Genomic DNA, 21,178 nt, shown 5'->3' with positions numbered 1-21,178 from the left:
GGGCGGGCCTCAGAAGCAGGACCAGATCTGGTCGACCAGCGTCACGAGGAAGTCCGGGTGCACGTAAAGCGCGAACACGCCGCCCAGCACTGCCAGCGCGGCGGCCAGCCAGCCCGCGTGGACGATGTGGTGGCGCATTTGCGAAGTCATGACCGTGTTTATACGCAATCAGCCCGCGGCCCCCAGCGGCTGTGGCGACGAGCGCGAGATGGCGCTTTCCTTCACCGGCAGGTTGATCAGCGCCGCGAACACGCCCAGCGCGATGGCGATGTACCAGACGATGTCGTAGCTGCCCGTGGTGTCGTACAGGTAGCCGCCGAGCCACACGCCCAGGAATGAGCCCACCTGGTGGCTCAGGAACACGAAGCCGCTGAGCATCGACAGGTGCGCCACGCCGAAGATGCCCGCCACGATCGCGTTGGTCGCAGGCACGGTGGACAGCCACAGGAAGCCCATCGCCGCCGAGAACACATACACGCTGAGCGGCGAGATCGGCACCAGCAGGAACAGCGCGATCGACACGGCCCGCGCGAAATAGATCGCCGCCAGGATCTTGCGCTTCGCCAGCTTCTGCCCCAGCAGCCCCACCGTGTAGGTGCCGAAAACGTTGAACAGCCCGATCAGCGCCAGCGCATAGCCCGCCACTTCGGCCGGCAGGCTCCGGTCGCGCAGGTAGGTCGGCATGTGGATGCCGATGAACGCAAGCTGGAAGCCGCAGACGAAGTACCCCGCCATCAGCAGCCCGAAGCTCGGATAGCGGAAAGCCTCGCCTACCGCCTGCAGCACCGATTGTTCGCGGTGCCCGGCCAGCGCGGACGTCTTCGGTTCGCGCAGTCCGAAGGCCATCGGGATGATCACCAGCACCAGCACCGCCACCACGGCAAGCGCCGTCTGCCAGCCGAGGTGGCCGATCAATCGCCCCTCGATGGGCGCCATCAGGAACTGCCCGAAGGAGCCGGCCGCCGCCGCAACGCCCATCGCCCACGATCGCCGTTCGGCCGGAATCTGCCGGCCGATCACGCCGTAGATCACCGCATAGGTCGAGCCCGCCTGCGCCGCGCCGATCAGCACGCCCGCGCTCAGCGTGAAGAGCAGCGGCGTTGGCGAATGCGCCATGCCGAGCAGCCCCAGCGCATAGAACACCGAGCCGCCGATCAGCACCCGGAACGCGCCGAAGCGGTCGGCCAGCATGCCAGCGAACACCCCGAAGATGCCCCATGAAAGATTCTGGACCGCCAGCGCGAACGAGAAGGTCTGCCGGCTCCAGTCCTGCGCCTGCGTGATCGGCTGCAGCCAGAGCCCGAAGCCGTGGCGGATGCCCATCGACAGCGTGACGATCATGGCCCCGCAGAACAGGACTTGCTTGATGGAGAGGGCGGGGGCTGGGGCTTGCATCGCGTCGAATGTAGCGACATGCGGGCTTCGGCAGGCGGCAGGGTGGCCGACGGCATTGATGATTTATCGAGGCGGCTTTGATGCGATCGGCGCATCAAAACCGGTGAGGGCCTCGCAAACCCTTGTGTGTGATTCGTTACATTTGTCTTCCAGCGCACTTCCCCACAAGGAATCCAGACAATGAGAAGAACCGCCCTGAAGTTCGCCGCGCTCGCGGTGCTGACGATCCTCGCCGCAGGCTGCGCCAGCACCGGCGTCAAGCACCAGGACATGGCCGGCACCATTCCCGCCGTGAAATCAGGCGAGGGCCGCATCTACTTCTTCCGCGCCGCGACACCCTACGGTTCGGCACTGCAGCCCCTCATCCGCCTCAACAAGGTGGTGGTGGGCGCATCGAAGTCCGGTGGTTTCTTCTACGTAGACCGTCCGGCCGGCACCTACCTGGCCGCGACCACGACCGACGCCGGGAAGACGCTCGGCATACCCCTGGAAGCGGGCGAAACCAAATACGTGCGCATGTCGCCATCGTTCGGCCTGGTGATCGGCAGTATCGTTCTCGACCTCGAGCCGGCCGAAAAGGCCACGCACGAACTCGCCTCGCTGGCCTATACCGGCCAGGCCATCATCAACAAGTAAGTCCGGTCATCGTGCAAACCTTCGGCTTCCGGCCGAAGGTTCCTGTATGGGTATCCAGTCATTTGGTGGCGACTGACTACAATCCGCCCCCATGGCGACTCCCCTCAAGACTCCCCCCAGTTCAGCGTCCGCATCGTCCGGCTACTCGGAAGGCTCCATCCGCGTGCTCAAGGGCCTCGAGCCCGTGAAGCAGCGCCCGGGCATGTACACCCGCACCGACAACCCGCTGCACATCATCCAGGAAGTGCTCGACAACGCCGCCGACGAGGCGCTGGCGGGCTACGGCAAGAAGATCAAGGTCACGCTGCATGCCGACGGCTCGGCCAGCATCGAAGACGATGGCCGGGGCATTCCGTTCGGCCTGCACCCCGAAGAAAAAGCGCCCGTGATCGAGCTCGTGTACACCCGGCTGCACGCGGGCGGCAAGTTCGACAAGAGCTCGGGCGGTGCCTACAGCTTCTCGGGCGGCCTGCATGGCGTGGGCGTGTCGGTGACCAATGCGCTGTCCAAGCGGCTCGAAGTCACCTCGCACCGCGAAGGCTCCGTCGCCAAGCTGGCCTTCAGCGCCGGCGATGTGATCGAGGCGCTCGAAATCCGCAAGCTCGAAGCCGGCGAGCGCCGCCAGGGCACCACCGTGCGCGCCTGGCCTGACGCCAAGTATTTCGAGACCGCGGTGCTGCCCATGGGCGAACTCACGCACCTGCTGCGCAGCAAGGCCGTGCTGATGCCCGGTGTGAGCGTCACGCTCGTCAATGAGAAGACCAAGGAAACCCAGCAGTGGCTCTACAAGGGCGGCCTGAGCGACTACCTCATGCAGACGCTCAACGGCGACCCCGTCATTCCGCTGTTCGAAGGCAGCGGCCATGCCGACAAGAACGCCGACAACTTCGCCGAAGGCGAGGGCGCCGACTGGTGCGTGGCCTTCACCGAAGACGGCCAGCCGGTGCGCGAGAGCTACGTCAACCTGATTCCCACCAGCGCCGGCGGCACGCACGAAAGCGGCCTGCGCGATGGCCTGTTCACCGCGGTCAAGGGCTTCATCGAGCTGCACTCGCTGCTGCCCAAGGGCGTGAAGCTGCTGCCCGAAGACGTGTTCGCGCGCGCCTCGTACGTGCTGAGCGCCAAGGTGCTCGATCCGCAATTCCAGGGGCAGATCAAGGAGCGCCTGAACTCGCGCGACGCCGTGCGCCTGGTGTCGAGCTTCGTGCGTCCCGCACTCGAACTGTGGCTCAACCAGCACGTCGACTATGGCCGCAAGCTCGCCGAACTGGCCATCAAGGCCGCGCAGACGCGCCAGCGCGCCGGCCAGAAGGTCGAGAAGCGCAAGGGCTCCGGCGTGGCCGTGCTGCCCGGCAAGCTGACCGATTGCGAAAGCAAGGACATCAGCCACAACGAAGTCTTCCTGGTCGAGGGCGACTCCGCCGGCGGCAGCGCCAAGATGGGCCGCGACAAGGAAAGCCAGGCGATCCTGCCCCTGCGCGGCAAGGTGCTCAACACCTGGGAAGTCGAGCGCGACCGGCTCTTCGCCAACACCGAAATCCATGACATCTCGGTGGCCGTGGGCGTCGACCCGCACGGCCCCGCCGACACGCCCGACATGAGCGGCCTGCGCTACGGCAAGATCTGCATCCTGAGCGATGCCGACGTGGACGGCTCGCACATCCAGGTGCTGTTGCTCACCTTGTTCTTCCGGCACTTCCCGAAATTGATCGAAGCCGGCCACGTGTATGTCGCGAAGCCGCCATTGTTTCGGGTCGACGCACCTGCGCGCGGCAAGAAGCCGGCCTCCAAGGTTTATGCGCTGGACGAGGGCGAACTGACCGCCACGCTCGACAAATTGCGTAAAGACGGCGTTCGCGAAGGCGCCTGGAGCATCAGCCGCTTCAAGGGTCTGGGCGAAATGAGCGCGGAACAATTGTGGGAAACCACGCTCAATCCAGACACCCGGCGCCTGATGCAGGTCCAATTGGGGAGGTTCGACTTCACGGCCACCCAGGGCGAGATCACCAAGCTCATGGGCAAGGGCGAAGCGGCAGCGCGGCGCGAACTCATGGAGTTGCGGGCCGACGATGTCGATATCGACGTCTGATTCCTCCACCACGCATGCCAGCTTTCAAGCGTTCGTTGTTGCTTTCGGCCTTCCTGCTGTGCATGCAGCAGGAGGCGGCGCACGCCGCTGACATCTACGGCTACGTCGACAGCAAGGGCGTCGCGCATTTCGCTGCCGAGAAAGTCGACGAGCGCTACCAGGTCTTCTTCCGTGGCGGCCAGAGCTTCGACACGGCGCAGGGCCTCTCTCCGCTGGGCCGCGGCGCCCGCAAGGTCGACGGCAAGGTGCCGGCCGCGTCGCAGTCGCTGCTGGCCATGTTCGAGGCCTCGCCCGGCTACAAGACCGCCAAGTCCGCGCTGCGCGACGCATCGAACAAGCACGACATCGACTACGAACTGCTCCAGGCCCTGGTCGCGACCGAGTCGGGCTTCGACGCGCAGGCCGTCTCGCCCAAGGGCGCCATGGGTCTCATGCAGTTGATGCCCGCGACGGCTCAGCGTTATGGCGTGTCGGCCGACAAGCGCGCGACCATCGAGAAGAAGCTGTTCGACCCGCGCATCAACATCGCCGCCGGCTCACGCTACCTGCGCGACCTGATCGCGATGTTCCCGGGGCAGATCGAATTGGCGCTGGCTGCCTACAACGCAGGCGAGGGTGCGGTGCAGCGTGCGGGCAACAAGATCCCGAACTACAAGGAAACGCAGAACTATGTGCAGACCGTGCTGCAGCTGTATGCGTACCTGAAGCCTTCGGCAGTGACGGTGGGCGGCAATCTTCGGGGTGGCAGTGGCGGCGGCAGGATGCCGGGGCGCATCCGCATGGAAATGGCGGTGCCCAAGGGCGGCGCGATCGGCCGCGGCAACATGCCCTCCGAATCGCCGCGCAGCGCGCCGGCGATACCCGAACTGCCCGACGCGCCGACCGGCGCGGCCGAGCCGGGCGCCACCGCGCCGCCGTCCCCGCTGTCCTGACTTCCGGGGACTGCCAAGTACCGTCGAAGCTCCGTCCTCGCGACCACAAACTGTTTTTCTTTCCCTCTCATTCATGGACGACTCCCAACCTCCGCTCGATCTCCAGGGTCCCACCGACGGTGACACGACCCTGACCCTCGCCGACTACGCCCAGACCGCCTACCTCGAATACGCGCTCAGCGTGGTCAAGGGTCGCGCGCTGCCCGATGTGTCCGACGGGCAGAAGCCGGTGCAGCGCCGCATCCTGTACTCGATGTCGCGCATGGGCCTGGGCTTCGGCGGCACCAACGGCACCGTGGGTGCCAAGCCCGTGAAGAGCGCGCGCGTGGTCGGCGACGTGCTCGGCCGCTTCCATCCGCACAGCGACCAGGCCGCGTACGACGCGCTGGTGCGCATGGCGCAAGATTTTTCGCAGCGCTATCCGCTGGTCGACGGCCAGGGCAACTTCGGCAGCCGCGACGGCGACGGCGCCGCGGCCATGCGCTACACCGAAGCGCGCCTGGCGCGCATCACCAGCCTGCTGCTCGACGAGATCGATGAAGGCACGGTCGACTTCATTCCCAACTACGACGGCAGCACCGAAGAGCCGCGCCTGCTGCCCGCGCGGCTGCCGTTCACGCTGCTCAATGGCGCCAGCGGCATCGCGGTTGGCCTCGCCACCGAGATCCCGAGCCACAACCTGCGCGAGATTGCCGACGCCTGCGTGGCGCTGATCAAGTCGAACGGCAAGCTCAGCGAGGAGGAACTCTTCGGCATCGTGCCCGGCCCCGACTACCCGGGCGGCGCGCAGATCATCAGCAGCGCGAGCGACATCGCCGATGCCTACCGCACCGGCCGCGGCTCGCTCAAGGTGCGTGCGCGCTGGAAGATCGAAGACCTTGCGCGGGGCCAATGGCAGTTGGTGGTCAACGAACTGCCGCCGGGCGTCAGCACGCAGAAGGTGCTCGAAGAGATCGAGGAAATCACCAACCCCAAGGTCAAGACCGGCAAGAAGGCGCTGAGCGCCGACCAGACGCAGCTCAAGGCCGCGATGCTGTCGGTGCTCGACGTGGTGCGCGACGAGTCCAGCAAGGACGCGGCCGTGCGCCTGGTGTTCGAGCCCAAGACCTCGCGCATCAGCCAGGACGAGTTCATCACCACGCTGCTCGCGCAGACCTCGCTCGAGACCTCGTCGCCGATCAACCTGACGATGGTCGGCATCGACGGCAAGCCCACGCAGAAGTCGCTGCGCCAGATGCTCAACGAGTGGATCGCGTTCCGCGAGGTCACCGTCGAGAAGCGCTCACGGCACCGGCTCAACAAGGTGCTGGAACGCATCCACATCCTCGAAGGCCGGCAGCTGGTGCTGCTGAACATCGACGAGGTGATCGCGATCATCCGCGCGGCGGAAGACCCGAAAGCGGCGCTCATTGCGCGTTTCAACCTCAGCGAACGGCAGGCCGAGGACATCCTTGAAATTCGCCTGCGCCAACTTGCGCGGCTCGAAGCCATCAAGATCGAGCAGGAGCTCTCGGGCCTGCGCGACGAGCAGAAGAAGCTCGAAGACATCCTCGGCAGCCCGACCGCATTGCGCCGCCTGCTCGTGAAGGAAATCGAGGCCGACGCCAAGACCTTCGAGGACGTGCGCCGCACGCTCATCCAGGCCGAGAAGCGCGCCGTGGCCGAGGTGAAGGTGGTCGATGAGCCCGTCACCGTCATCGTGTCGCAGAAGGGCTGGGTCCGCGCGCAGAAGGGCTGGGCGAGCGAGAAGGCCGCGGGCAACGGTGCGAACGGAGAGAAGGGCGCAGCGCCCGAATACAGCTTCAAGTCCGGCGACTCGCTCTACGGAGCCTTCGAATGCCGCAGCGTGGACACGCTGCTGGTCTTCGGCAGTGCCAAGGATAAGAGCGTGCGCGTCTACACCGTGCCCGTGTCCTCGCTGCCCGGTGCGCGCGGCGACGGCCAGCCGGTCACCACGCTCATCGAGCTCGATGCCGGCACGCACGTCACGCATTTCTTTGCCGGCCCCGTCGGCGCCAGTCTGCTGCTTGCCAACACCGGTGGCTACGGCTTCATCGCCACGGTCGAGAACATGATGTCGCGCCAGCGCGGCGGCAAGGCCTTCATCGACGTGGGCGAGGGCGAGCAGCTGTGCCGTCCGTCGCTGGTGGGCGGCGCGAGCGGCGCCGAGCCGATGCCTGCCGCCACGCACGTGGCCTGCGCCTCGACCGGCGGCCGCATCCTGACCTTCGACATCGCCGAGCTCAAGAGCCTGCCGAAGGGGGGGCGCGGCCTCACGCTGATCGACCTCGAGGCCAAGGACACCCTGGCCGGCGCCGCCGCCTACACGCGCAGCGTGAAGATCGAGGGCATCGGGCGCGGCGGCAAGGAGCGCGATGAAACGCTGGAAATCCGCACGCTCAACAACGCCCGCGGCAGCCGCGCGCGCAAGGGCAAGGCTGCCGATCTCGGCTTCAAGCCGTCGAGCATCGTGCGGGTGCAGTGATGGGCGGCATCGACATCAGCGTCATCGGGATCTTCATTGCCGTGGTCACCGGCTTCGGCAGCTATGTGCTGGGCCGGCGCATGCGCGAGAAGCGGGCGGCGAAGAAGCGCGAGAAGGACCGCATCGCTTCGCAGGCGAACGAGACGCGGCAGGTGCGGCGGGCGCGGGAGCGCAAGGAGCGCGGCGAGTAGATCGGTAACGAGCAGCAGGGCCGGTCAGCGCAGGCCGGTCCACCAGCGCACATTCGTGCGCGCCTGCCCCACCGTCACCACCTCCCCGATCACCGGCGTCGCCAGTTCGATCTTCTTCGCTTCGGTGAGGTTCGCGATGCGGTCCAGCGGGTCGTGCCAGGTGTGGAAGGAGAGGTCGAAGGTGCTGTTGTGCACCGAGAAGAACACCTTGCCGCGCAGGTCCTCGAAGGCCTGCACGCTTTGCTCGGGCGTCATGTGCACGGCGGGCCACATGCTGTCGTAGGCGCCGTTTTCCATCAGCGCGATGTCGAAGCCGCCGAAGCGCTCGCCGATCTGCTTGAAGCCGGGGAAGTAGCCCGAGTCCCCGCTGTAGAACAGGCGCTGCTCGCCGCTCTGCACCACCCATGAGGCCCACAGCGTGCGGTCGCGGTCGCCCAGCGTGCGGCCCGAGAAATGCTGCGCAGGCGTGGCGGTGAGCTTCACGCCGTCGTGTTCGCCGCTTTGCCACCAGTCGAGCTCGCTCACGCGCTCGGCTGGCACGCCCATCACGGCGAGCCGCGCGCGCACGCCGAGCGGCACGAAGTAGTGCCGCACGCTCTTCGAGAGGTACTCGATGGTCGCCACGTCGAGGTGGTCGTAGTGGTCGTGCGAAAGGATCACGCCCTCGATCGGCGGCAGCTGTTCGAGCGCGATCGGCGGCTGGTGAAAGCGCTTCGGTCCGGCCCACTGCACCGGCGATGCACGGTCGCTGAACACGGGGTCGATCAGCCAGTACTTGCCGCGCAGCTTCAGCAGATGCGACGAGTGGCCTAGGCGCACCACGTGGTTGGCCTTGGTGTCGAGCGCATCGAGCGCGCTGCGGTCCAGCGCCTGCACGGGGATCGCATCGATCGGCACGGTGTCGACCTTGCTGCCCACGACGAAGCGCGACCAGATGCGCCATGCGCTGGCCTGGGCCGGCAGGTCGGGGTTGGCCATGTTGTGGAAGCCGCCGTCGCGGAACTGCGGCGAGTTGTCGTAGCGCGTTTCGCCACCGCCGGCGGCGCCGCAGCCCGCCACGAACGCGCAGCCAGCGGCCGCCAATGCGGTGCCGCGGCGCAGCAGCTGAGGCAGGTAGGAGCCCTGCGAACCTGAATCGTCAGCCATGGGAGTGCCTTCTGGATTGTGTTTGTCGGATGGCGCGAGACTAGCGACGATGCGCGTTTCAATGGTTTCAGCCGTAGAAACATTTGGGGAGCGGGGGTATCTGGGGCGCTTGTCCGGGGCGCGTGCACAGGCCACCGGGTACTCCCCTCCGCGAATGTCCCCCGGCCTTCGGCCTCCTCCTTTATTTCGCTGCGGGGAGCACCCGGTGCCCTGCGCACGAGGGCACGCTGCCGGTGCACCGCCGGCGTGAGCGCGCCCCGAACAACGAACAGTCCTATGCCATGCGCGATATGGCGCCCCCCTTCACCCCTCGGCAAACTGAAAGTCTTCATCGATCCCAAGGAACGAGGCGGCAGATCCATGAGCACCAATCGCTATCCCATCATCTACGTGCGTGGCTACGCCATGACCGAAGCGGAGCGCGACGACACCGCCGCCGATCCGTTCTGCGGTTTCAACATCGGCTCCACGGTGTATCGCGCCACCGTCAAGAAGGAGGCGCCGGCGCGGAAGTTCGTCTTCGAGTCGCCCATGGTGCGGCTGCTGGCCGACTTCCAGTACCAGAGCGTCTACCAGAACGGCCTGGACATCCTCGACCCCGACTGGAAGCCCTCGCCCGACGAGAACGGCAGGGACGTCGACGGCATTCCCTCGGCCTCGGTCATCATCTATCGCTACTACGACTCGGGCTCCGAGCTGCTCGGCGACGGCCGGGCCAGGGACATCAAGGTGTACGCGCAAGGCCTGAGCCAGTTGATCCTGCGCGTGCGCGACCTCGTGGCGCTGCGCGAGGGGCCCGGCTCCTCGCCCGCGGATTTCCGCTGCTACCTCGTCGCGCATTCGATGGGCGGCCTGGTGGTGCGCGCCTTCCTGCAGAACCCTGAGCTCGGCGACGCGGCCGCGCGTGCGTGCGTCGACAAGGTGTTCACCTATGCCACGCCGCACAACGGCATCGACATGGGCGGCATCAACGTGCCGGCCTGGCTCACGGCGGCCGAGATGAACACCTTCAACCGCGAGAAGATGTCGGAGTTCATGGCCACGCCGGCGGTCAACGGCCGCATGGACTACCTGCCGGCCACGGCCTTTCCGGCCGAGCGCTTCTTCTGCATGGTCGGCACCAACCGCGGCGACTATGAAAGCGCCAAGGGCCTGTCGCGCATGTTCGCGGGCCACGGCAGCGACGGGCTGGTGCGCATCGAGAACGCCTCGCTCTGGGCCTCCGACGCGGCGGGCAAGACGCAGCCGGTGGCCACCGCCTACACCTACCGTTCGCACTCGGGCTTCTTCGGCATCGTCAACTCCGAAGAGGCCTACCAGAACCTCGCGCGCTTCCTGTTCGGCGACGTGCGGGTCGACCTGTGGTTCGACGTCGAGGGCGTCACGCTGCCGCCCGACCTGCCCAAGGGCGCCGACGTCGATGCGCTCTACCAGGTCGAGCTGCTCGCCGCACCGCGCGGCAAGCGCTGGTACCTGAGCCGGCGCGTGGCCGAGGAAGATTCGCCCGCCTGCCGCACGCACAAGGAACTGACCGATCCGGCCAAGGCGGATCGCCGGTCGATCTACCTTTCCACCGTGTTTCTCGCCAACAGGGCCCGCGTGAAGCAGGACCGCCCGACGCTGGCCTATGCCATGACGCTGGGCGTGCGCGTGCCCGACTACCAGGTCAATAACAAGTTCTGGCTCGACGGCCACTACGAAGGCAGCTCGCTGTTCCGCGACACGCTGGTCATCGAGATCGCGCCGCCCGCGCCCGGCGATCCGGCGCAGAAGTGGAACGTCAAGTACGGCTGGCAGACCGACACGGCGGGGCAGGCCTCGCTGCCGATGAACCCGAAGCAACTGGCCAGCGGCAAGCTGCAGTTCATGGTGCCGCTGTCGAGCCTCGGCGCCGCACCGGCGGCGCCCGGCATCAGCGGGAAAGTACGGCTCGAAGTGAGTGCCTGGAACTGAGGGGGGCGGCTACGATTGGCGCATGAACACTGCCGTCCTCGTCATCGATGTCCAACGTGGCCTTTGCGACGATCCGCCGCGCCCCTATGAAGCCGGGCAAGTGATGCAGCGCATCAACGCGCTCACCGAACGTGCCCGTGCAGCCGGTGTGCCCGTGGCCTTCATCCAGCACGAAAACGCGGTCGACCTGGAATTCGATTCCGAGCGCTGGCAGCTCGCCGGCGCGCTGAACACCGATTCGCGCGATGTCCGCATCCGCAAGACCACGCCCGACTCCTTCCTGCGCACGCCACTCGAAGCCTGGCTGTCGGAGCATGGCATGAAGCGCGTGGTGATCTGCGGGTATTCGTCGGAGTTCTGCGTCGACACCACCGTGCGTCGCGCCGCCGCGCTGGGCTACCACGTGGTGCTCGCGGCCGACGCGCACACCTCGCACGACAAGCCGCATGCCACGGGCGCGCAGATCCGTGCGCACCACAACGCCACGCTGTCGGACATCACGAGCTTCGGGGTGCCGATTCGCGCGGTGGCCAGCGCCGACATCGCGTTCTGATCAGTCGGCCCCCGGCCGCCACACCCGCGCCAGCGCGGCCATCTTCCCCTTGAAGCCCAGCTTGTCGTTCGACAGCGCGTCGATGAAATCCGACAGCCGCTGCGACTTCACCATCGTGTAGATGGTGAGCCAGGTCGTAAGGACGAACACCACGCCGAACCACAGCGCCTTGCGCCACAGCGGCGCGTCGGCCTCGGCCAGCAGGTTCATGCCGAGGAAGCCGGTGGTGATGGTGCCGATCAGGCCGAACAGCGTGACCACCGTGAGGCGCACCACGGTGCTGGCCTGCCGGCGCAGGCTGTCGGCGTCGAGATACGTGTTCATGTCGGCGATCCGTGCCTTGACCTCGTCGTAGAGCGGGTCGAGCCCGAGGTGCGTGGCGCACATGTGCGACAGCGCGCGCACCTGCGCCTGTTCCGAGATCTCGTGGAACCAGTAGCGGTGCGTGAAGCGCAGGAAGCGCTCGAAGCTCGCTCGGATCGCGCGCTTGAACTGCTTCACGCTCGGCGTGCTGCGGATGTCGAGCCGCTTGAGCGCCTCCACCAGCTGGTCGGAGAACATCAGCAGCGAGGCCTTCTGGAAATGCGCGATGAGGAACAGCAGGAAGTGCTGGTGCCTGAACTGCGCGAGCACGCCGCGGTCGCGGCAGCAGAAGAACTCGGAGTGCGTATCGCCCACCACGATGAGGGCGTGGCCGTTGCACAGGTAGCGCGTGTTGGGCGCCGCGCCGGCGTTGACCCAGAAGCGGTCGTAGCAGTACTTGTGTTCGAAGTCGGCGAGGTGGTGGTCGGCGTAGGGCAGGTGCGCGTCGGTGGTGCCGGCACCCGTTACCAGCGCGAGCCGCACGAAGTCGTCGCGTGTGAGGCGGCGCGGATCGTCCAGAGAGAGGTAGGCCATGACCGGCATGCGGTAGTACTCGATCTGCCGGTAGCGCAGCACGCCGGGGTCTTCCGAATGGTCGCTCACCAGCGGCTGCATCAGGTAGGCCCAGTGCGAAGAGATGCGCGGCGCGCGGTGCTGCGCCACGTGCGAGAGGAAGCTCTCGCGCTGCTGCGCGTCGGAGCTTGCGAGGACGCGGCCGTCGGCGCCCAGCCATTCGACGCTGGCCATGCAATGCAGCGCCGAACCATCGGGCTCCCAGCCGGAAGGGTAGGCGCGGCCGAAGCGGTAGAGAACGTCCTGCGCCTGCGCGAGGCTCAGGTGGTCGGCCCCGACCTCGAGGTTCACCATGACCACGTCGATGTCGAAGAAGAAGTAGAGGTCGCAATGCACCACGTCGAGCGTGACGGGTGCGTCGCCCGCGCGGGCCACCACGCGCACCGATGCGATGTCGTGGCGGCGGAAGACGCGCATCGGCGAATCGCCGTCGTTGCCGGAGGCCGGGCCGCCGCTGCTGCCGTTTCGCGAGCGGCCCTCGCCATAGAGAAAGCGCTGCACGTACGGCAGGAAGCTCACGAACTCGTTGTAGTGCCGCTCGTGAAAGCGGCTGCTGTCGCCGGTGTATTCGTCGACCTCTTCGCGCCATGGCGAGGCATCGCCCATCTCGCGCAGCACATGCCAGGGCGCGTGGTGGTGCGCGTGCCCGGCGTCCGGCGCAGGCATCAGCCGCAAGGGCCAGAGCAGGGCCTGGCGGAAGTGCTGCACGGTGGGGGCGCCTGGGGAGAGCGCAGTTGCCTCTGTGGGCATGGTGGCCGCGGGTGGGTTCAGCATGGCTCAGTGTAGGCAGAAGGCGAGACAAAACGACCACCTAGGGGAATCCCTAGGCAATCGTGAAACCGGTTTCAGATAAGCTGCAAGCATTGCTTTCGAGGCATGCACGCGCCACGCGCGCACCTTCCGGGTTCGCCCTCCATGAACTACCAGTTTCAATTCGACGCCGTCTTCGCCGCCTGGCCGTTGTTGCTCAAAGGCACGTGGATCACGGTCCAGCTCTCGCTCGTGGCCACGGTGCTCGGCCTCGTGGTCGCCGTCTTCTGCGCCTGGGGCAAGACCTCCGGGCCGGGCTGGCTGCGCTTCATCGTGAATGCCTATATCGAGGTGATCCGCAACACGCCGTTCCTCGTGCAGCTGTTCTTTTTCTTCTTCGCGCTGCCGGCCATCGGGCTGCGCTGGTCGCCGCAGACGGCCGCACTGGTGGCCATGGTGGTGAACCTCGGTGCGTATGCGACCGAGATCATCCGCGCGGGCATCGAGTCGATCCCCAAGGGGCAGATCGAGGCGGGCAGGGCGCTCAACCTCAAGCCCTGGGAAATCTTCCGCTTCGTCATCATCAAGCCCGCGCTGAAGGCCATCTACCCGGCGCTCACTAGCCAGTTCATCCTGCTGATGCTGAGCTCGGCGGTGGTGTCGGTCATCTCGGCCGACGACCTGACCTCGGTGGCCGCCAACCTGCAGTCGCAGACCTTCCGCAGCTTCGAGATCTACATCGTCGTGGCTGCGATCTACCTCGCGCTGGCGCTGGCCTTCTCGACGATGTTCAAGCTGATCTACAGGCGCACGCTCAACTATCCGGACCGCCGGTAAGAAACGACGGACGGAGACAACACCATGCGCACCTTCGGCTTTCCCGAATTCCTTTTCATCCTCGAAGCGGCCAAGTGGACGCTTGCGCTGTCGGCCATCGCCTTCGTGGGCGGCGCGATCCTGGGGCTCATCGTCGCGTTGATGCGCACGTCGCAGTCGACGTGGGCGCGCGGCGTGTCGACCACTTTCATCCAGATCTTCCAGGGCACGCCGCTGCTGCTGCAACTGTTCCTGGTGTTCTTCGGCGCACCGGTGCTGGGGCTGGACATCAATCCGTGGGTGGCTGCCGGTGTCGCGCTCATCCTGAACAGCGCTGCTTTCCTCGGCGAGATCTGGCGCGGCTGCATCGAAGCCATTCCGCGCGGCCAGTGGGAAGCCGCCGAGGCGCTGAGCCTCAAGTACACGTCCCGCATGCGCGACGTGGTGCTGCCGCAGGCCTTCAAGATCGCGCTGGCGCCCACGGTGGGCTACGTGGTGCAGATCATCAAGGGGACGTCGCTCGCGGCCATCATCGGTTTTGTCGAGGTCACGCGCGCCGGGCAGATCGTCAACAACGCCACCTTCCAGCCGCTCATCGTGTTCTCGGTGGTGGCGGCCATCTACTTCGCGATCTGCTGGCCGCTGTCGCTGCTGGCCGCGCGCATGGAGCGCCGCCGCGCCCGGGCGCTTGCCCGCTGACCCTTTCCGTTTTCTCTTTCTCGTCGCTTCCTTTCTTATTCAGGAGACACACCCATGACCCGTACCACCACCCGCCGTGCCGCGCTCGCCGCGCTGGGCCTCGGCGCCGCCCTCACCGTGTTCACGTCTTTCGCCTCTGCGCAGAGCGTGGCCGACATCAAGAAGAAGGGCGAGATCACCATCGGCATGCTGGTCGACTTCCCGCCCTACGGCACCACCGACGCGAAGAACCAGCCCGACGGCTACGACGCCGACGTGGCCAAGCTGCTTGCGAAGGACTGGGGCGTCAAGGCCAACATCGTGCCGGTCACGGGCCCCAACCGCATCCCGTTCCTGCTGACCAACAAGGTCGACCTGCTGGTCGCCTCGCTGGCCATCACGCCCGAGCGTGCCAAGCAGGTGCAGTTCTCGCAGCCCTACGCGGCCGCGACCATCGTGCTGTACGGCGCGACCAAGGCCCCCATCAAGGCGGCAGGCGACCTGAAGGGCGTGCGCGTGGGCGTGGCCCGCGCTTCGACGCAGGACGTGGCCGTGACCAAGGCCGCGCCCGAAGGCACCGAAATCCGCCGCTTCGACGACGACGCCTCGGCCATGCAGGCGCTGATCTCGGGCCAGGTCGATGCCATCGGCTGCTCGGTGACCGTGGCGGCGCAGATCGCCAAGCGCGTGCCTGCCGGAACCTACGAAAACAAGTTCACGCTGGTGCAGCAGTCGATGGGCATCGCAATGCGTCCGGGCCAGGAGGAGCTGCACAAGGCCGTGAACGACTTCGTGCAGAAGAACACCGCGAACGGCGAGCTGAACAAGCTCTATCAAAAGTGGCTGCAGGCTGACCTGCCGAAGATGCAATAAGCGAAAGCGCTTGAAGGGAATCCTGGCATGACGACGGAATCGATCATCCGCATGGAAGCGGTCAACAAGTGGTACGGTGAATTCCAGGTGTTGACCGGCATCGACCTGTCGGTGCGCCAGGGCGAGCGCATCGTGATCTGCGGGCCCTCTGGCTCGGGCAAGTCCACGCTCATCCGCTGTATCAACCGGCTGGAGACGGTGCAGAAGGGCCGCATCGTGGTCGACGGCATCGACCTTACGGCCGGCGGCAAGAACGTGGATGCCGTGCGCGCCGAAGTCGGCATGGTGTTCCAGCAGTTCAACCTGTTCCCGCACCTCACCATCCTGGAGAACTGCACGCTGGCGCCGATGCGCTCGCGCGGCATGACGAAGGCGCAGGCGGAAGAGGTGGCCATGAAGTACCTCACGCGCGTACGCATTCCCGAGCAGGCCGGCAAGTATCCGAGTCAGCTCTCCGGCGGCCAGCAGCAGCGCGTGGCCATTGCCCGCGCGCTGTGCATGGCGCCCAAGATCATGCTGTTCGACGAGCCCACTTCCGCGCTCGACCCCGAGATGGTCAAGGAAGTGCTCGACACCATGATCGGCCTCGCCGAGGACGGCATGACCATGCTCTGCGTGACGCACGAAATGGGTTTTGCCCGCAGCGTGGCCGATCGCGTGATCTTCATGGCCGAAGGCAAGATCGTCGAGCAGGCGCCGCCGGAGGAGTTCTTCGGCAACCCCAAGGACGAGCGCACGCGCCAGTTCCTCGGCCAGATCCTCAGCTCCCACCAAGCGCACTGAATGTCCTTTTCCGTTCTGATTTCTCTGTCGTCCTTCGGTGCGGCCGAGGTGGGGCGGCATGGCCAGCTCTGGTGCTCGCAGCTGGCGTTGGCGGCTGGCGCCGATTCGGTGGAAGTGCGCGGCGAGATGCTGCGCGACGCCGAGGCCGAACTGCCCGCGCTGAGCGGCCTCGCTTCCGTGTACTCCAGCCCCGAGGGCCTGTGGGCCCAGGGCGGCTGGCTCGACAGCGCCGCGCTCAAGCGCGGCATCGCCGCGGCCATGCGCATAGGTGCCAAGCGGCTCAAGATGTCCATCGGCGACTTCCAGGCCTCGTCGCACGGCTCGCTCTGGGGCCTGAAGGTGGAGCTGGCCGAAACCCGCGTCGAACTGCTCATCGAGAACGACCAGACCGCGCGCGCCGGCACGCTGCCCGCGTTGCAGACTTTCTTCGAGGTGGCCGACCGCGCCGGCGTGTCGCTCGGCATGACCTTCGACATGGGCAACTGGCACTGGCTCGGTGAATGCCCGCTGCAGGCGGCGCAGGCGCTGGGCCACCGCGTGCGCTACGTGCATTGCAAGGGCGTGCAGCGCCTGCCGCACAAGTGGGTGGCGGTGCCGCTGGGCGATTCGGCCGCGCCGTGGCGCGCGGTGCTGCGTGCATTGCCGGCTGACGTGCCCCACGCCATCGAATACCCTCTTGCAGGCGACGACCTGCTGGCCGTTACCCGCGCGCAGATCGATTTCATCCGCGCCGCGCGCGCGTAGATCGAGAGATACACACATGACAGAACCAACCGCCTTCGACGTCGCCCTGTTCGGCGAAGCCATGCTGCTGCTCGTGGCCGACCGGCCCGGTCCGCTGGAAGACGCCCAGTCGTTCCACAAGCGCACCGCCGGCGCCGAGACCAACGTGGCCATCGGCCTCTCGCGCCTCGGCCTCAAGGTTGGCTGGGCCAGCCGGCTCGGCACCGACTCGATGGGCCGCGCGTTGCTGGCCGCGATGCGCGCCGAAGGCATCGACTGCTCGCACGTGATCACCGATGCGACGCAGCGCACCGGCTTCCAGTTCAAGGGCCGCGTCACCGACGGCAGCGACCCGCCGATCGAATACCACCGCAAGGGCTCGGCCGCGAGCCAGATGGGCCCGGCCGATGTCGACGAGGCCTGGCTGCGCTCGGCGCGCCATTTGCACGCCACCGGCGTGTTCGCCGCCATCTCAGACACCAGCCTGCAGGCCGCGCTGAAGACCATGGACGTGATGCGCGCCGCGGGCCGCACCATCTCCTTCGACACCAACCTGCGCCCGACGCTGTGGTCGTCCACCGAGACCATGCGCCACTGGGTCAACGAACTCGCCTCGCGCGCAGACTGGGTGCTGCCCGGCATCGAAGAGGGCCTGCTGCTCACGGGCCACGACAAGCCCGAGGATGTTGCAAAGTTCTATCGCGAACGCGGCGCGAAGCTGGTGGTCGTCAAGCTCGGCGCCGAGGGCGCCTACTACGACAGCGACGTGGCCGGCACCGGCCGTGTCGACGGCTTCCCGGTGAAGGAAGTGATCGACACCGTGGGCGCGGGCGACGGCTTCGCGGCCGGCGTGGTGAGCGCGCTGCTCGAGGGCCGCAGCGTGCCCGATGCCGTGCGCCGCGGCGCGTGGATCGGCGCGCGCGCCGTTCAGGTGCTGGGCGATACCGAAGGCCTGCCGACGCGGGCGCAACTCGAAGAAGCGGGGCTCTGATGACCATGACCCAGAAGAAAAACATCCTCGTCTTCCGGCCGCTGCCTGAAGACCAGCTGGCGCGCCTGCAGGCCGCGCACCACGTCACCGAAGCCGATCCGCGCAAGGAGCCCGAGGCATTCGCCGCCGCACTGCGCACCGCGCACGGGTTGATCGGATCGAGCCATACGGTCGATGCCGCGCTGCTCGATGCGGCGCCGCAGCTGCAAGTCATTTCGAGCGTGTCGGTCGGTGTCGACAACTACCCGCTGGCCGAACTGCACAAGCGCGGCATCGTGCTGTGCCACACGCCCGACGTGCTGACCGAGACGGTGGCCGACACAGTGTTCGCGATCCTCATGGCCACGCAGCGCCGCGTGGTCGAACTCTCGAACCTCGTGCGCGAAGGCCGCTGGACCAGGAACATCGGCGAAGAGCTCTTCGGCACCGACGTGCATGGCAAGACGCTGGGCATCCTGGGCTTCGGCCGTATCGGGCAGGCCGTGGCAAGGCGCGCCGCCCTGGGTTTCGGCATGCCGGTGCTGTACCACTCGCGCCGCGCGGTCGACCTGGCTGCGCAGGCACCCGAACTGCAGGGCCGTGCCACGCACACGCCGCTCGACGATCTGCTCGCGCGCGCCGACATCGTGCTCGCGATGCTGCCGCTGACCGACACGACGCGCGGCATGATCGACGCGGCCTTCTTCGCGCGCATGAAGCCCGGTGCGTCCTTCATCAACGGCGGCCGAGGCGCCACCGTGAACGAAGACGCGCTGCTGCACGCCCTCGATCACGGCACGCTGCGCGCCGCCGGCCTCGACGTGTTCGCGAAGGAGCCGCTGCCGGCCGAGTCGCCGCTGCGCACGCATCCGCGCGTGACGCCGCTGCCGCACATCGGCTCGGCCACGCACGAGACCCGGCACGCGATGGCGGAGCTGGCGACGACCAATCTGCTGCAGGTGCTGGCCGGGGAGAGGCCGACGGCGCCGTACGACACGGCGGCCGCATGAGCTCAGCCGGGCTTTACTCCCTCCCCCTCTGGGGGAGGGCAGGGGTGGGGGCAAGCGGCGCATCCAGCGGGCACTCTGCCTGCCCCCATCCCAACCTCGGTGCAGGCAGCCAGAGGCTGCCGCTCTTCAGGCCGTCCAGTTCCGCGCAGGCGGAACTGGAGCCGCGGCCTTCAGCCCCAGAGGGGGAAGGGGCAAGACCATGAAGCCGACCGGCCGTGCCACCATCGCCGATGTCGCCGCGGCGGCCGGCGTCTCCAAGGCCACCGTCTCGCGCTTCCTCAATCATCGCGAGCGCCTGCTGAGCCCCGACATCGCCGCGCGCGTCGAAGTCGCCATCGCCGCGCTGGCCTATTCGCCGAGCCCGATGGCGCAGGCCCTGAGCCATGGCCGTTCGCGCCTCATCGGCCTGATCGTGGCCGACATCACCAACCCGTATTCCGTCGCGGTGCTGCGCGGCGCCGAGAAGGCCTGCCAGGACGCCGGCTATCTCGTGATGCTGTTCAACCTCGGCAACGAGAGCGAACGCGAGCGCGAAGCCATCGATGCGCTGGCGGGCTACCAGGTCGACGGCTTCATCCTCAACACGCTCGGTCGAGGCAGCAACGTGGTCGATGCGGTCACGCTGCACGGCAAGCCGGCGGTGCTGGTCGATCGCCGCCATGCGGGCATGCACACGGACTTCGTCTCGCTCGACAACCCTGCCGCGATGACGGCCACCTGCGGCCACCTGGTCGAAGGCGGCTACCGCGATCTGCTCTATGTCACGGAGCCGCAGAAGGACGTGAGCTCGCGGCGCGAACGCACGGCAGCGTTCGGCGCCTGCGTGGCCGCGCATGAGCCACGCGTGGCGGGCGAGGTGTTCGAATCGGTGGAGGGCGAGAGCGATGCGCTCGACGAGGCTCTGCGCGCCTTGCGCCAGCGCGCCAAACGCGGCCGACGCGCGGCCGTGGTCGCGGGCAATGCGGTGGTCACGCTGCGCATTGCGCAGGCGATGGCGCGGCTGGGCTGGCAGTTCGGCACCGACCTGGGCTTTGTCGGCTTCGACGATCCGGAATGGGCCTCGCTCATCGGCCCCGGCCTGAGCACCGTGGCCCAGCCCACCGACGCCATCGGCCGCACCGCCGCAAGCTGCCTGATCGAGCGGCTGCGGGGACTGGATGCGGCGCCGCGCCAGTTGCTGCTGCCTGGGGAGCTGGTGGTGCGGGGCTCGTCGCGGGCGCTCTAGCATCCGCGAACAGTCGAAGCTGGCATCATCGCGTGCCCAGACCGCCATGTCACCTTCCGCAGACTCCTTCGTTCGCCGCGTTCGCAGCCAGCTCGACCAGCTGTCCGCGACGGAGCGCCAGCTTGCCGACTTCGTGCTGGAGTTCCCGGGCGAGCTGGCGAGCTATGCCGGCAACGAACTGGCGGAGCTTGCGGGCGTGTCGCCCTCGACGGTAAGCCGCTTCATCCGCCGCATCGGGTACGAGAACTACGAGGAGGCCCGGCGGCAGGTCCGTGAGGAAAAGCAGACCGGCTCGCCGCTGTTCCAGAACGCCACCGAGGCCTCCAAGCGCGGCCACCTGGTGGCCACGCATTTCCAGCAGTCGCAGGCCAACCTGGCCAGCACCTTCGATCGGCTCGACGACCGGCAGATGGCAGAGATCGTCAAGGCGATCATCGGCGCGAACCAGGTGCTGATCTTCGGCAGCCGCAGCAGCCATGCCTTCGCGCAGTACCTGCGCTGGCAGATCATCCAGGTGGTCCCGCGCGTCACCGCCATTCCGGGGCCTGGAGAAACGCTGGCCGAGCACCTGGCCGGGCTGGGCACGCGCGACTGCGTGATCGTCTTCGGCACGCGCCGGCAGACGCGGCAGATGGACACCCTGCTGGAGGCCGCGAGCCGCATCGGCGCGCGCATCGTCTACATCAGCGACCGGGCGTCGCCGGACTTTGCCGGTGCCACCTGGTCACTGCAGTGCGATTGCCGCGGCCCCGGGCTGCTGGACAACCACACCGCGGTGATGGGCGTGTGCGATCTGCTCGCCACCATGGTGATCGAGGCTTCCGGCTCCGCCGGCCGCAAGCGGCTGGCAGCCATCGAGCTCGGCCACGAGGAAAACGGCGAGCTCTGAGCCGCACGCCAACGGTGCGCACCCGCACGTTCACAGTGCGCCCGGCCTGAAATTTCCCCTGTACGTCTCCGAAAGTTCGGGCATGGCGCTTGCTCATGCTTGCCTGTGACTGAAATTTTGATTTCACGAAACATATATAGGTGAA

Annotated in this window: 20 protein-coding genes; 16 read left to right on the top strand and 4 right to left on the bottom strand. The window is 67.1% G+C overall.

Features of this window, described 5'->3' with window-relative positions; translation table 11 throughout:
- Window positions 1-9: 9 nt before the first annotated feature.
- On the bottom strand, window positions 10-150 hold the full coding sequence (locus ASD05_RS30440; protein ID WP_200936025.1) for a hypothetical protein: 141 nt from the start codon (window positions 148-150) through the stop codon (window positions 10-12).
- A gap of 18 nt (window positions 151-168) precedes the next feature.
- The gene (locus tag ASD05_RS09890; protein ID WP_056591104.1) at window positions 169-1,395 is read right to left on the bottom strand and encodes an MFS transporter; all 1,227 of its coding nucleotides are present in this window, start codon (window positions 1,393-1,395) and stop codon (window positions 169-171) included.
- A 180-nt stretch (window positions 1,396-1,575) separates the two neighbouring features.
- Between ASD05_RS09890 and ASD05_RS09885 the strand changes: the two genes are divergently transcribed.
- From ASD05_RS09885 to ASD05_RS09865, 5 genes are all read left to right on the top strand, one after another.
- A complete protein-coding gene (locus tag ASD05_RS09885; RefSeq protein WP_056591101.1) occupies window positions 1,576-2,031 on the top strand; it encodes a DUF2846 domain-containing protein in 456 nt (151 codons plus the stop codon).
- Window positions 2,032-2,122: 91 nt separating this feature from the next.
- Window positions 2,123-4,120 (top strand): DNA topoisomerase IV subunit B, encoded by a 1,998-nt coding sequence (locus tag ASD05_RS09880; RefSeq protein WP_056591096.1) that lies wholly within the window; start codon window positions 2,123-2,125, stop codon window positions 4,118-4,120.
- 14 nt (window positions 4,121-4,134) lie between these two features.
- Window positions 4,135-5,052, top strand: coding sequence for a lytic transglycosylase domain-containing protein (locus ASD05_RS09875; protein ID WP_056591094.1), 918 nt, complete (start codon window positions 4,135-4,137; stop codon window positions 5,050-5,052).
- A gap of 73 nt (window positions 5,053-5,125) precedes the next feature.
- Complete coding sequence (gene parC / locus ASD05_RS09870; RefSeq protein WP_056591091.1) at window positions 5,126-7,537, top strand: DNA topoisomerase IV subunit A; 2,412 nt, start codon at window positions 5,126-5,128, stop codon at window positions 7,535-7,537.
- Window positions 7,537-7,728: a hypothetical protein gene (locus ASD05_RS09865; protein WP_007835650.1), complete on the top strand. Its 192-nt coding sequence runs from the start codon at window positions 7,537-7,539 to the stop codon at window positions 7,726-7,728. The genes parC and ASD05_RS09865 overlap by 1 nt, the downstream gene beginning before the upstream one ends.
- 24 nt (window positions 7,729-7,752) lie before the next feature.
- Here the strand turns inward: ASD05_RS09865 and ASD05_RS09860 are convergent, their stop codons facing one another.
- Window positions 7,753-8,874, bottom strand: coding sequence for an MBL fold metallo-hydrolase (locus tag ASD05_RS09860; protein ID WP_056591083.1), 1,122 nt, complete (start codon window positions 8,872-8,874; stop codon window positions 7,753-7,755).
- Window positions 8,875-9,234: 360 nt separating this feature from the next.
- Here ASD05_RS09860 and ASD05_RS09855 point away from each other — a divergent pair, with 360 nt between their 5' ends.
- Entirely contained in the window at window positions 9,235-10,827 is a 1,593-nt protein-coding gene (locus ASD05_RS09855; protein WP_056591079.1) for an esterase/lipase family protein, read from the top strand.
- 22 nt (window positions 10,828-10,849) lie between these two features.
- Window positions 10,850-11,380 (top strand): cysteine hydrolase family protein, encoded by a 531-nt coding sequence (locus ASD05_RS09850; protein ID WP_056591076.1) that lies wholly within the window; start codon window positions 10,850-10,852, stop codon window positions 11,378-11,380.
- On the opposite strand, the gene ASD05_RS09845 is transcribed toward ASD05_RS09850, so the two are convergent.
- Window positions 11,381-13,090 (bottom strand): hypothetical protein, encoded by a 1,710-nt coding sequence (locus ASD05_RS09845; RefSeq protein WP_082572022.1) that lies wholly within the window; start codon window positions 13,088-13,090, stop codon window positions 11,381-11,383. It lies immediately after the preceding gene.
- A 141-nt stretch (window positions 13,091-13,231) separates the two neighbouring features.
- Here ASD05_RS09845 and ASD05_RS09840 point away from each other — a divergent pair, with 141 nt between their 5' ends.
- The 9 genes from ASD05_RS09840 to ASD05_RS09800 all read left to right on the top strand — a co-directional run bounded on the left by ASD05_RS09840 (window position 13,232) and on the right by ASD05_RS09800 (window position 21,033).
- Window positions 13,232-13,903 carry an amino acid ABC transporter permease gene (locus ASD05_RS09840; protein ID WP_056591075.1) on the top strand — a complete coding sequence of 224 codons (672 nt, stop codon included), beginning with the start codon at window positions 13,232-13,234 and terminating at the stop codon, window positions 13,901-13,903.
- 24 nt (window positions 13,904-13,927) lie between these two features.
- Window positions 13,928-14,581: an amino acid ABC transporter permease gene (locus ASD05_RS09835; protein WP_056591074.1), complete on the top strand. Its 654-nt coding sequence runs from the start codon at window positions 13,928-13,930 to the stop codon at window positions 14,579-14,581.
- Window positions 14,582-14,635: 54 nt separating this feature from the next.
- Window positions 14,636-15,433 carry a transporter substrate-binding domain-containing protein gene (locus ASD05_RS09830; RefSeq protein WP_056591073.1) on the top strand — a complete coding sequence of 266 codons (798 nt, stop codon included), beginning with the start codon at window positions 14,636-14,638 and terminating at the stop codon, window positions 15,431-15,433.
- Window positions 15,434-15,460: 27 nt separating this feature from the next.
- On the top strand, window positions 15,461-16,216 hold the full coding sequence (locus tag ASD05_RS09825; protein WP_056520516.1) for an amino acid ABC transporter ATP-binding protein: 756 nt from the start codon (window positions 15,461-15,463) through the stop codon (window positions 16,214-16,216).
- Window positions 16,217-16,960 carry a sugar phosphate isomerase/epimerase family protein gene (locus ASD05_RS09820; RefSeq protein ID WP_056591067.1) on the top strand — a complete coding sequence of 248 codons (744 nt, stop codon included), beginning with the start codon at window positions 16,217-16,219 and terminating at the stop codon, window positions 16,958-16,960.
- Between the two features lie 16 nt (window positions 16,961-16,976).
- The gene (locus tag ASD05_RS09815; protein WP_056591064.1) at window positions 16,977-17,930 is read left to right on the top strand and encodes a sugar kinase; all 954 of its coding nucleotides are present in this window, start codon (window positions 16,977-16,979) and stop codon (window positions 17,928-17,930) included.
- The gene (locus ASD05_RS09810) at window positions 17,930-18,919 is read left to right on the top strand and encodes a 2-hydroxyacid dehydrogenase (protein WP_056591061.1); all 990 of its coding nucleotides are present in this window, start codon (window positions 17,930-17,932) and stop codon (window positions 18,917-18,919) included. The genes ASD05_RS09815 and ASD05_RS09810 overlap by 1 nt, the downstream gene beginning before the upstream one ends.
- Window positions 18,920-19,118: 199 nt before the next feature.
- Window positions 19,119-20,144, top strand: coding sequence for a substrate-binding domain-containing protein (locus ASD05_RS09805; protein WP_056591058.1), 1,026 nt, complete (start codon window positions 19,119-19,121; stop codon window positions 20,142-20,144).
- A 46-nt stretch (window positions 20,145-20,190) separates the two neighbouring features.
- On the top strand, window positions 20,191-21,033 hold the full coding sequence (locus ASD05_RS09800) for a MurR/RpiR family transcriptional regulator (RefSeq protein ID WP_007838561.1): 843 nt from the start codon (window positions 20,191-20,193) through the stop codon (window positions 21,031-21,033).
- Window positions 21,034-21,178 lie beyond the last annotated feature (145 nt).

The organism is Variovorax sp. Root434 (genome assembly GCF_001426595.1).
Taxonomy (GTDB): domain Bacteria; phylum Pseudomonadota; class Gammaproteobacteria; order Burkholderiales; family Burkholderiaceae_C; genus Variovorax.
The sequence above is the reverse complement of the archived record's forward strand: the minus strand, read 5'-3'. Positions and strand labels throughout refer to the sequence as shown.